The following is an 11,506-nucleotide window of genomic DNA, read 5'->3' as shown; positions in this document are numbered from 1 at the left end:
CGGACCTGCGGAGCAGTGGGGCACGGGAATGGGTGATGAGCGTGCTCCACTGCCCCGCAGATCGGGGTGGCCTCAGGGTCAGGTCTTCGGGGTGTGCAGCGCGCCGCCGTCGACGACGATGTTCTGGCCGGTGATCCAGCCGGCGTCGTCCGAGAGCAGGAATGCCGCGGTGGCGCCGATGTCCTCGGGCCGGCCCAGGCGCTTGAGCGGGTAGGAGTCGGCGACCTCCTGCTCGTTGTCGGCGTACAGCGCCTCAGCGAAGCGGGTCTTGACCACGGCCGGGGAGATGCAGTTGACGCGGACGCCGGGGGCCATGTCGATCGACAGCTGCTGGGTGAGCTGGATCAAGCCGGCCTTCGAGGTGCCGTAGATGCCGATCGGGCCGGCCGAGCGCAGACCCGCGACCGAGGCGATGATGACGACCGAGCCGCCGTTGTCCTTCATGCCGGCGTGCCAGGCGAGCTGGATCAGGCCGAGGGTCGAGACGATGTTGGTGTCGAGCACCTTGCGGGCGGTATCGAGGGGGAGGTCGAGCGTCGAGCCGTAGAAGGGGTTGATGCCGACGTTGCCGACGACATGGTCGATCTTGCCGAACTTCTCCATCGCGAGGTCGACGAGCTCCTTGCGGTGCTCCTCCTGGGAGGCGTTGCCTGCGAGGGTCAGCAGGCGGTCGCCGGCGTCCAGCCCCTTGGCGGCCTCCTCGAGCTGCTCGGGCTTGCGACCGGTGATGACGACCTGGCCGCCTTCGTTCAGGATTGCCTCGGCGATACCGAGACCGATACCCCGGCTGCCACCGGTGATGATCGCGGACTTGCCTTCGAAACGGTTGAGCTTGTCGGCCATGCGGACCTCCGAGAAGTGGTGGGCTCTTTGCAGGCACGTTACCTGCCACGAGGGAAGCGTCGTACGCCGACCTAGCGATCGCTCGGTGGGCGTACGTCGCCTCAGAACAACTGTCGGAAGTTCTGCGCGGCCAGATCGAGCAGTTCGTCGCCGCGACCGGAAAGTACGGTGCGGATCGCATAGAGCGTGAACCCCTTGACCTGCTCTGCAGTGACGGACGGCGGGATGGTGAGCTCCTGGCGGGCGGTCACCACGTCGACCAGAGCAGGGCCGTCGTGCGAGAAGGCTCCACGGAGGGCCGACTCAAGGTCGTCGGACTCCTCGACCCGCCAGGCCTTGATGCCGAGCGCTTCGGCGAGCGCAGCCAGGTTCGGGTTGTCGAGGCCGGTGCCGAAGTCGACGAACCCGGCCGCCTTCATCTCCAACTCGACGAAGTTCAGCGACGAGTTGTTGAACACGACGATCTTCACCGGCAGCTTGTTCTGCGTGACGGTGAGCAGCTCGCCGAGCAGCATGGTGAGCCCGCCGTCGCCGCTGAGCGCGATGACCTGACGCTCCGGATCGGCCAGTTGCGCGCCGACGGCGTGCGGTACGGCGTTCGCCATCGACCCGTGCGTGAACGACCCGATGATGCGGCGGTCGCCGGTCGCGCGCAGGTAGCGCGCGGCGTAGATGACCGGCGATCCGACGTCGGGGATGAAGACGGCGTCCGGCGCCGCGAGCTCGTCGACCAGCCGCGCGACGTACTGCGGATGGATCGCCTTGCCCTTCCTCGCCGGCGTCGCGAGGTCATCGAGTTTCTCGCGCGTCTTGCGGTAGTGCGCGACGGAGTCGTCGAGGTGGTCGCGGTCGGTGTTGCGCTGCAACAGCGGCAGCAGCGCGCGGGCCGTGTCGCCGACGTCGCCCACCAGCCCCACGTCGACCGGCACCCGGCGCCCGAGTTGCTCCCCGCGAACGTCGACCTGCACGAACTGCGCGTGCTCCGGATAGAACTGCTGGTAGGGGAAGTCGGTGCCGAGCATCAGCACGGTGTCGGCAGATTCCATCGCGCGGTAGCCGCTGGCGAACCCGAGCAGACCGGTCATGCCGACGTCGTATGGGTTGTCGTGCTCGATGTGCTGCTTGCCGCGCATGGTGTGCACGATCGGGGCGCCCAGTGCCTCGGCGAGCGCGAGGACATCGTCGTGCGCGCCCGCCACGCCGGCGCCGGCCAGGATCGTTGTACGCCGCGATTCATTCAGCAGGTCGGCGGCCCGCTGCAGGTCGTCGGCGTGCGGAGTCACGTGCGAGCGCGCCGGGACGATGACGCTCACGCGGTCATCGGTCGGCTTCATCAGCGCAATGTCGCCGGGAATGCTGATCACCGCGACGCCGCGCTTCTCGATCGCTGCGCGCACGGCGATCTCCAGCACGCGCGGCATCTGCGCGGGGTGCGCGACGAGCTCGCTGTAGATGCTGCATTCGCGGAACAGCTCCGCTGGGTGGGTCTCCTGGAAGTAGCCGCTGCCGATCTCGCCGCTGGGGATCTGTGCCGCGATCGCCAGCACCGGGACGCGACTGCGGTTGGCGTCGTACAACCCGTTGATCAGGTGCAGGTTGCCGGGACCGCAACTGCCGACGCACACCGCGAGCTGGCCGGTCAGCTCGGCGTCGGCCGCCGCGGCGAACGCGGCGCCCTCCTCGTGGCGGGTGTGCACCCACTCGATCGATCCGTCGCGGCGGATCGCATCGGTCAGGCCGTTGAGCGAATCTCCGGGTACGCCGTAGATCCGCCGTACGCCGTTGGCCTTGAGCATGTCGACGATGTTCATCGCGATGGTGCGCGCCATCAGATCTCCTCGAGTTCGGGCTCGTGCGACTGTCGCGTGGGTCCGGCTACCGCGTTACCCACGATATGCCTAGGATCGGCCCAGTACGTCGATGAGTGGAGGACTCTCAATGAACATCCGCCCGTTCGAAGAACGTGATCGTGCCGCCTGCGAGAAGCTGGCACCGCGTCTGATGGAGAACGTCAACCCCTTCCATGACGAAGGCACCGGGCCGTTCGACACCGTCGAGTGGATGCTCGCCGCGGAGGAGGCCACCAACCAGACCCCGACCGCCGTGTACGTCGCCGAGGACGACCAGGGCGTCGCCGGCATGGTGAAGGTGTTCATGAAGGGCCAGATGGTCGGTCAGAAGGAGGCGTACGTCGACGGTCTCGCCGTCGACGAGCGCGTCGCGCGGGAGGGCGTCGGCACCAAGCTGATGGAGGCGTGTGAGGACTGGGCCCGCGGCCGTGGCCACAAGTGGATTCACATCGAGACCCCGGCGTCTAACCAGACCGCTCGTGACTTCTACGCGGCAATCGGCTATGGCGAACAGGTCGTCAAGCTCTCGAAGGAGCTATAGCTCCCCACCGACCCCGGCATGCGGTGGGTTCCACCACGCTACGAGCGCTGTAGCGGGGTGAAACCCACCGCATAAGCGTGCCGTAGGGTTTTCAGCGTGGCGCAGAACCCCGATCTATCCCCGAACGACGACCAGCAGGACGACGACCTCCCCGAGCAGCTGCGGATCCGCCGCGAGAAGCGTGATCGCCTGCTCGGTGACGGAATCGAGCCGTACGTCGTCTCCGTACCCCGCACCACCTCGCTTGCGCAGGTCCGTCAGCGGCACCCGGACCTGCCCGCCGACACCCAGACCGGCGAGCGCGTCGGCGTCACCGGCCGGCTGATCTTCATGCGCAACACCGGCAAGCTCTGCTTTGCCACGCTGCGCGAGGGCGGCGTGGAGCTGCAGGTGATGCTGTCGCTGGCCAACGTCGGTGAGCAGTCGCTCGCGCGCTGGAAGTCGGACGTCGACCTGGGCGATCACATCTTCGCCGAGGGCGAGGTGATCACCTCCAAGCGCGGGGAGCTGTCGGTGATGGCCGACTCGTGGCAGCTGACGGCCAAGGCGATCCGGCCGCTTCCGGTGGCGCACAAGCCGATGAACGAGGAGACCCGGATCCGCCAGCGGTACGCCGACCTGATCGTGCGTCCCGAGGCGCGCCGGATGGTCGAGACGCGCGGTCGGACGATCGCCTCGCTGCGCCGTACGCTCGGTGACCACGGCTTCATCGAGGTCGAGACGCCGATGCTGCAGGCGGTGCAGGGCGGCGCCCCGGCGCGGCCGTTCACCACCTACTACAACGCCTACGACCAGGACGTCTACCTGCGGATCGCGCCCGAGCTGTTTCTGAAGCGGGGCGTCGTCGGCGGCATCGACCGGGTCTTCGAGATCAACCGCAACTTCCGCAACGAGGGAGCCGACTCGACGCACTCGCCGGAGTTCGTGATGCTTGAGTTCTACCAGGCGTACGCCGACTACAACGACGTCGCCGCGCTGACCCAGGAGCTCTACCAGCAGGCGGCGCAGGACGCCGTCGGGGCCCTGAGCTTCGAGCGCTGGGACGACTCGTCGATCGACCTGTCCGGGGAGTGGCCCAAGCGCTCGCTGTACGAGATGGCCTCCGAAGGCTCGGGTGCCAAGCTGACGCCGGAGACCTCCCTCGACGAGCTGCGTTCGGTGGCCGACCGCATTGGGGTGAAGGTCAACCCCGCGTGGGTCGCCGGCAAGGTGCTGGAGGAGATCTTCGAGGCGACGTCGTCCGACCTGCTCTCCGGGCCGCTGTTCGTGATCGATTTCCCGGTCGACACCTCGCCGCTGGTGCGCGCCCACCGCTCGATCCCCGGCGTAGTGGAGAAGTGGGACCTCTACATCGACGGCATGGAATGCGCCACCGGGTACTCCGAGCTCGTAGATCCGGTGATCCAGCGTGAGCGGTTCACCGACCAGGCCGCGCAGCGGGCGGGCGGGGACGTCGAGGCGATGGACGTCGACGAGGACTTCCTGCGGGCGCTCGAGTACGGCATGCCACCCACCGGCGGGGTCGGCATCGGCGTGGACCGGATGCTGCGGGTGTTCACCGGCCGCGGCATCCGCGAGACCATCCTGTTCCCCTTCGTCAAGCCCGAGTAGTACCCGTCCGAGCGCGACCTGCGTGCGCACGAGTCGAGGTTAGGTGCTCACCTGTGCACGCCAGACGGTGCTCAGGTGAGCACCTAGGGAGAAACGAGCTCAGCTGGCCGACCGGTCGGGACGCTCCGCCATGGAGGTGGCGCGCCAGAGATGCCCGAACCGCTCGGCGGCGCGTTCGAATTCCTCCCGTTGGTAACGCCCTCCGTGCAGCTGCAGCACCCTGACGCCCAACTGCCGGGCGGTCTGCGCAGCCTCGACGGCGTCCATCTCGCGGACGACGAGCACGGTGTCGACCTCGCCACGCACCGCAGCCACGATCTCGGCGGCCGACTCGAGGTCCAAGTGGCGAGGGCTGCGAGGACTCATCACGACGCCGATCGCGTCGGCACCGGCGGCTACCGCGATGCGGGCGTTCGCGACCGAGTCCAGACCGCACACCTTCACGAACACCGAGCCATCCTCGCACGCCGCATTGGGCGTGTGGCGTCCTGTCGGGATCAGGCTGGCCGCACCCTCACCCGTGTCTCGTGCGCGTGCAGAAGTCGTCCGGAAATAGGCTTGACCCTCCCGCGACGTGAGGCCCGATCGTAGGAGCCATGACCGAGAGGACGCAGGCGATGACCGCCTGGACAGTAGGGAAGGTGGCCGACACCTTCGGTGTCACGGTGCGCACGCTGCACCACTACGACGAGATCGGGCTGCTCACCCCCAGTGAGCGCTCCCCGGCCGGCTACCGGCTCTACACCCAGGAGGACCTCACCCGCCTCCAGCAGATCGTGGTCTACCGGCGGCTCGAGCTGCCGCTGGAGGAGATCGCCGCCCTGTTGGACGACGGAGAGAACGCGGCCGATCACCTGCGTCGTCAGCGCGCAACGGTCATGTCCCGCCTGGACGAGCTGCGCGAGCTCGTCGAGGCAATCGACCTTGCATTGGAGAAGGAAATGAGCAACGAGAAGATGACCGACGACGAGATGCGCCAGCTGTTCGGCGACGCCTTCGACGAGTCGTACGCCGAGGAGGCGCAGCAGCGCTGGGGCGAGACCGACGCATGGAAGCAGTCCCAGGAGCGGACGGCGAAGTACACCAAGGCCGACTGGCAGCAGGTGAAGGCAGAGGGGGACGCCGTCAACGAGGCGTTCGCGGCCGCGATGGACGCCGGCGAGCCGGCGACCAGCGAGCGGGCCATGGACGCAGCCGAGCTGCACCGCCAGAGCATCGAGCGGTTCTACGACTGCGGCTACGACATGCAGCGCAACCTGGCGGACATGTACGTGGGCGACGAGCGATTCACCGCGTACTACGACGCCGTCCGACCGGGGATGGCGCAGTACGTCCGCGACGCCATCCACGCCAACGCCGACCGCCGTAGCTAGCGCTTCGCGGCGCGACACCGGTCGCCGCGGCTCGCGATTCGCAGCGCGACATCGGCGCTCGCGGTGTGCTCCGAACGAGAACCGCTCGGTTCCGTCGCGGAGCACGCCGCGAGTCGGCTGTCAGTGCGTCAGTCGACCAGCTCGACGTCCTCGGGCGAGTCGGCGCCCAGCTCGTCGAGCTCGACGATCCACAGCTCAAGCTCGACCGGCGACCAGGAGCACGCGGTGTTCTTGTGCTCCTCGGGGACCCACACCTCGAAGCTGATCTTGCCCCCGTCGTGGGCCATGACGGCGCTGGTCTCCATGCACTTCGGGTAGCTGGCGGCCACCGCGACGGCATCGTCCATCAGCGACGGGGCCGAGACCACGCTCGCGTCGTCACCCAGCTCGCCCGGGAGCCCGCTGCGCCACGCGGTGAGCTCCTCCGCCGAGCGCAGGAGCATTGGATCCGGGCTCGACTCTGCATACGCCCGTACGGCGTCCCCGTTGGAGCTCCCCTCGGTCTCGTTGAACACCAGCTTTCCGACCGGGTCGCCCTGCTGTCCGCTCGTGGACGGGCCGGCCTCGGACGACGAACCGGGCCCGGACGACGAGCTGGAGTCGGGCGACGGCGAGCCAGCTCCGCCGGTGGTTTCGTTACAGCCCGCGCCGAACGCGGTTACAGCGGCGATCGTCGCGGCGATGGCGCTCTTGCCGAACCTCATCTGAACATCCTCCACCGCCTCAGACGCCGGGCGGTTGCGCGCGGACCGATCGGACGTCGATTCCCCGCACCATAATATCGACGAGAGGCGAATCAATGGGTGCATCGATGTTCTTCTGAGCGTTCATCTGACATCACGTGGTGTTCGCCATCGCGACGTGCGACGCGCATGCAATGTTCCCGAGGCTGCCACACGTGGCCTCGGTCGGCGTCCGAGTCGGACGCCGCGGGAGGAGCAACGATGAGCCGTCGAATCTCGGTCAGCGGTCTGGGGTATCTCGGCCTCGTCCACGCGATCTGCCTCGCTCACGAAGGGTTCGAGGTCGTCGGCATCGACATCGACCGGCATCGCGTCGATGGTCTCCGCAAGGGCCGGCTGCCGTTCTTCGAGCCGGGGCTGGAGGAGGTCTTCCGCGCCGCGCGTCGGCGGATCACCTTCACGCACCGCGTCGCCGACCTCGCCGACTGCGACGTCCACTTCCTGTGCGTCGGGACTCCGCAGAGTGCCGATGGGCGCGAGACCGACACGTCGCACGTCTTCGACGCCGCGCTCGGCCTGGTGCCCTATCTGAAGCCGGACGCCCTGGTGGTCGGCAAGTCAACCGTCCCGGTCGGAACCGCAGCCCTGCTGTCGACCGCGCTGCGTCAGGCCGCGGGCCGCGAGGTGCGCCTGGCGTGGAGCCCGGAGTTCGTCCGCCAAGGCCGGTGCGTACACGACACGCTCAACCCGGACCGGATCGTCTACGGGACCGGCGGCAGCCGCCCTCAGGACGACGTGGACGTGCTCGATGAGATTTTTGCGCCGCAGTACTCACGCGGCACCCAGCGTCTGGTGGTCGACTACGCGACCGCCGAGCTGGTCAAGGTGGCCGCCAACGCCTTTCTGGCCACGAAGATCTCATTCATCAACGCGGTCGCCGAGCTGTGTGAGCAGTCCGGGGCGGACGTCGTCGCGCTCGCCGAGGCGATCGGCATGGACGCGCGCATCGGTCACCAGTTCCTGTCGGCCGGGCTCGGGTTCGGGGGAGGGTGTCTGCCCAAGGACCTCGCCGGCTTCCAAGCGCGCGCCGAGGAGTACGGCGCCGAGCCCGCCGTGACGATGATGCGCGCCGTCGAGCAGGTCAACGGCAAGGCCCGCACCAACGTCGTCGAGCTCGCCCTCGACATGTGCGACGGGGACCTGATGGGCAAGAACATCACGGTGCTGGGAGCGGCCTTCAAGCCGCACACGGACGACGTCCGCGAGTCGCCCGCTCTGGACGTGGCCCGGATCTGTGACGCCCTCGGCGCCCGGGTCACCGTGCACGACCCGCTCGCCATCGACAACGCGAAGAAGGCGCACCCGCGGCTTCGGTACGAGCGCGACGTCCTACGGGCCGCGCGCGGGGCAGACGTCGTCCTGCACCTCACCGAGTGGCCCGACTATCGCGAGTTGGACCCCGAGTCACTCGGCCGCGTCGTACGTCGCCGGCGGATCATCGACGGCCGTCACGGCCTCAAGCCCGAGCAGTGGAGCCGGGCAGGGTGGAGCTATCGCGCGTGGGGGAGACCCCTCGCATCGACTTTCTTCGATGTCGATGTCGATGCTCAGGCGTGGGCGGTCGGCGGGTGAAGATCGTCTTCGTGACCGAGTCGTGGCCGCCGGCGATGAACGGCGTGGCCACCTCGAGCGTGCGCCTGGTGCAGGAGCTGCGCGCGCGAGGGCACGAGACGCGCGTGATCGCGCCGGTCACCGACCAGTCGCCGGGCGAGGAGCTGCACCCCGCGAAGTCGATGCGCGTCGGCCCCACGCAGGAATACACCGTCGGCCGGCTGGGTGCGAAGACCGTCCGGATGATCCAGCAGTGGCGCCCCGACCTGATACACGTCGCCTCGCCGCTGTCGGTCGGCTACAGCGCGCTGCGCGCTGCCCGCCGTCACGCCGTCCCCGCTGTCGCCGCCTACCTGACCGACTTCACCGCCTTCAGCACCCAGGTGATGCGCGGGCTGCCGGGCACCGCCGTCACCTCTCGCGCCGCGAGCAAGGTGCAGCGGGCACTGCACTCCATGGCCACCATCAACGTCGCCTGCTCGCAGTACGCACTCAACACCCTGCGCCGCTGGGGATCCCCGGTCCCGCGGGAATGGCTGCGGGCCATCGACACCATCCGGTTCACTCCGCACCGTCGGAACGAGCGTCTCGCCGCCACGAACGGCCGTCCGCGGACCATCGGCTACGCAGGCCGCCTCGCCGGTGAGAAGGAGCTCGACCTGCTCGCCGCGTTGCGCGGTATCGAGGGCACGCAGCTGAAGATCATCGGCGACGGCCCCGCGCGGGCCAGGCTCGAACGGCTCATGCCCGAGGCGGAGTTCACCGGAAAGCTCACCGGACCGGCCTACCCGAAGGCCGTGTCGTCTCTGGACCTGTTCGTGCATCCCGGCCGCGGGGAGACGCTGTCCCAGGTCGTGCTCGAGGCACTCTCGTCTGGGGTGCCGTGCATCGTGCCGGACGCCGGATCGGGCAGCACCGAGCTCGTCGTCCCCGGCGTCTCGGGCCGGCACTTCACCGGCGGGGACGCCGCGGCGCTGCGGGCTGCCGCCCTCGCCGAGCTGTCAGTGGCGCAGCGTGAGCCCACGGCCATCGCGGCAACCGTGGGACACCGGACGTGGGAGTCGAGCATGCAGTCCCTGCTGTCGTCGTACGACGAGGCGTTGAGTGCCCGCTGATCGCCGTCTGAAGGTCCTGCGCCTGGCCAACTTCGTATCACCCACCAGCGGCGGCATACGCACCGTCATGCGGCGGTTGTCGCACGCCCACGCCGACCTAGGGGTGCACAGCACGATCGTCGTCCCGGGACCGTCGTCCGGCATCGAGGCGGTGCCGGGGGTGCTGGACGTCGGCACGCTGCCCGGGATGCCGCTCGCCCCCGGACAGCCCTACCGTCTGGTGCTCAGCCGGCCAGCGATCCGGTCCCTGATCGACGAGGTGCGCCCGGACGTCGTCGAGGTGCACGACCAGCTGACGCTCGCCTGGGTGGGCGGCGAGTGTCGCGGGCGCGGCATCCGGTCGGTGCTGGTCGCGCACGAGCGGCTCGACCTGCTCGCGGCCTTCTGGAGCCGGCTGCCCGTAGCGGCGCGACCGACCTTGCGCTGGCTGGCGCGACTAGGCCGCTCCGTCGATGCCGTCGTCGCGCCGAGCGAGTTCGCCGCCACGCCGTACGCCGACGCCGGCATCGACGTGAGCGTCATCCCGTGGGGCGTCGACCACTCGATCTTCCACCTGCGGGACGTTACGACTCGCTCTAGCGAGGCAAGACCCACCGCAGGTGGGGATAGCGAGGCAAAACCCACCGCGGGTGGGATTCGGCTGGTGCACGCCGGGCGGCTCTCCGCAGAGAAGGACCCGACGCTGAGCGCCCGGGCCGCGGAGTACATCGCCGGCACCGGGGTGGACGTCGAGCTGATCGTGATCGGCTCGGGACCGGAGGCGGCGCAGGTCGCTCGCCACCCGCATGCCCGCATGGTCGGGTACGTCGATGGTCCACACCGGATGGCCGAGCTGCTGCGCTCCGCGGACGTGTTTGTCGCGCCCGGTCCTTTCGAAACCTTCGGGGTCAGCGCGCTCGAGGCAATGGCGTGCGGGCTACCGGTGGTCTGCCGCGAGTCCGGGTCGATCAGCGAGATCCCGCAGACTCGCCCCGCGCCGGGCACTGCACAGGGCTTCGGCGAGGCCGCGCTGGCGCTGCGGCGCGATCCCCGGGCACGGGCCGGGTCGGCGGCGTCCGCCGCGAGCTACACGTGGGAGGAGGCGGCGCGGCAGCTGCTGGCCGGGTACGAGCGATGAGGCCCGAGCGGGTCGTCGTCCACGGGCTGGGCGACTCGCTGACCGCCGCGATCGCCGACGTGTGGAGCAACGACCCGCTGGTGCCATGGCACGAGATCATGGTCGACCTGCTGCGCCTGATGGGCACCGACGCGACGCTCACCTCACGCCTGGCGAGCATCGGAGTGACCTCGCAGGACGTGCTCGCCAGCCAGTTGCCGCAGGCCGACATCCGGCCGGGGGACCTGGTGTGCCTGTGGATCGGCGGGAACGACGTCCTGCGGTCGTCGTACACCCTCGATCAGACGCGCGCTGCGGTGACCCGCGTGTTCGACGCGGTACAGGAGGCCGGCGGCTCTCCGCTGACGATGGAGCTGCCGCGGATCTCGTCGGTCCTGCCCGGCCCGTCCTGGGCGATGCGGGCGTGGGATCGGCAGGGGGCGCTGGTCAACCGGCTCATCGCGGCACGATCAACGGCGGCGGGCGGCATCCACGTGCCGTGGCCAGGAAACCACGTCACGGGGCCGGACGGGACCCACCTCTCGCAGGCCGGGCACTACTACTACGCCGAGCGGTACGCCGTGGCCCTCGCCGAGCGGTGGGGACTGGCCCCGCCGGAGGTCGTCGTCCCCGATGGTCTGCCGAGCTTCACCGCGCGGCAGCGCTGGCAGTGGTACCTGCGCAACGGCTGGCGCTGGATGCTGCGCCGCCGCCTCGACCGCCGCCCCGCCCGACGCTGACCCGATCGTGGAACGGATCGCGCGGATTCCACGGCGTGCCGTT

11 protein-coding genes are annotated in these 11,506 nt (G+C 69.2%); 7 read left to right on the top strand and 4 right to left on the bottom strand.

Annotated features, from left to right (window positions below):
• Positions 1-78: 78 nt before the first annotated feature.
• A complete protein-coding gene (locus tag DAA40_RS12720; RefSeq protein ID WP_106850053.1) occupies positions 79-843 on the bottom strand; it encodes an SDR family oxidoreductase in 765 nt (254 codons plus the stop codon).
• Between the two features lie 101 nt (positions 844-944).
• Positions 945-2,672 carry a ubiquinone-dependent pyruvate dehydrogenase gene (poxB, locus tag DAA40_RS12715; protein ID WP_106850052.1) on the bottom strand — a complete coding sequence of 576 codons (1,728 nt, stop codon included), beginning with the start codon at positions 2,670-2,672 and terminating at the stop codon, positions 945-947.
• A 109-nt stretch (positions 2,673-2,781) separates the two neighbouring features.
• Here poxB and DAA40_RS12710 point away from each other — a divergent pair, with 109 nt between their 5' ends.
• Both DAA40_RS12710 and lysS read left to right on the top strand, forming a co-directional pair.
• Complete coding sequence (locus DAA40_RS12710) at positions 2,782-3,234, top strand: GNAT family N-acetyltransferase (RefSeq protein ID WP_158716429.1); 453 nt, start codon at positions 2,782-2,784, stop codon at positions 3,232-3,234.
• Positions 3,235-3,330: 96 nt separating this feature from the next.
• Positions 3,331-4,845: a lysine--tRNA ligase gene (lysS, locus tag DAA40_RS12705; RefSeq protein ID WP_199849738.1), complete on the top strand. Its 1,515-nt coding sequence runs from the start codon at positions 3,331-3,333 to the stop codon at positions 4,843-4,845.
• Positions 4,846-4,944: 99 nt separating this feature from the next.
• Here lysS and DAA40_RS12700 read toward each other — a convergent pair whose 3' ends face one another.
• Positions 4,945-5,295, bottom strand: a complete 351-nt coding sequence (locus DAA40_RS12700; protein WP_158716428.1) for a hypothetical protein — start codon at positions 5,293-5,295, stop codon at positions 4,945-4,947.
• A 146-nt stretch (positions 5,296-5,441) separates the two neighbouring features.
• Here DAA40_RS12700 and DAA40_RS12695 point away from each other — a divergent pair, with 146 nt between their 5' ends.
• A complete protein-coding gene (locus DAA40_RS12695) occupies positions 5,442-6,218 on the top strand; it encodes a MerR family transcriptional regulator (RefSeq protein WP_234356360.1) in 777 nt (258 codons plus the stop codon).
• Between the two features lie 128 nt (positions 6,219-6,346).
• Here the strand turns inward: DAA40_RS12695 and DAA40_RS12690 are convergent, their stop codons facing one another.
• Positions 6,347-6,922 (bottom strand): hypothetical protein, encoded by a 576-nt coding sequence (locus DAA40_RS12690; RefSeq protein ID WP_106850049.1) that lies wholly within the window; start codon positions 6,920-6,922, stop codon positions 6,347-6,349.
• A gap of 240 nt (positions 6,923-7,162) precedes the next feature.
• Between DAA40_RS12690 and DAA40_RS12685 the strand changes: the two genes are divergently transcribed.
• The 4 genes from DAA40_RS12685 to DAA40_RS12670 are packed head-to-tail and all read left to right on the top strand — an operon-like array spanning position 7,163 to position 11,463.
• Positions 7,163-8,533 carry a UDP-glucose/GDP-mannose dehydrogenase family protein gene (locus DAA40_RS12685; RefSeq protein WP_106850048.1) on the top strand — a complete coding sequence of 457 codons (1,371 nt, stop codon included), beginning with the start codon at positions 7,163-7,165 and terminating at the stop codon, positions 8,531-8,533.
• Between the two features lie 11 nt (positions 8,534-8,544).
• Positions 8,545-9,627 carry a glycosyltransferase gene (locus tag DAA40_RS12680; RefSeq protein WP_158716427.1) on the top strand — a complete coding sequence of 361 codons (1,083 nt, stop codon included), beginning with the start codon at positions 8,545-8,547 and terminating at the stop codon, positions 9,625-9,627.
• Complete coding sequence (locus DAA40_RS12675) at positions 9,617-10,744, top strand: glycosyltransferase (protein WP_106850046.1); 1,128 nt, start codon at positions 9,617-9,619, stop codon at positions 10,742-10,744. Before DAA40_RS12680 ends, DAA40_RS12675 begins: the two co-directional genes overlap by 11 nt.
• The gene (locus tag DAA40_RS12670; protein ID WP_106850045.1) at positions 10,741-11,463 is read left to right on the top strand and encodes a GDSL-type esterase/lipase family protein; all 723 of its coding nucleotides are present in this window, start codon (positions 10,741-10,743) and stop codon (positions 11,461-11,463) included. Before DAA40_RS12675 ends, DAA40_RS12670 begins: the two co-directional genes overlap by 4 nt.
• The last annotated feature ends 43 nt before the right edge of the window (positions 11,464-11,506 follow it).

The sequence above is a fragment of the Blastococcus sp. Marseille-P5729 genome (assembly GCF_900292035.1).
In the GTDB taxonomy this organism is placed as follows: domain Bacteria; phylum Actinomycetota; class Actinomycetes; order Mycobacteriales; family Antricoccaceae; genus Cumulibacter.
Note: the sequence above shows the minus strand (reverse complement) of the source record. Positions and strands in the feature narration are given on the sequence as shown.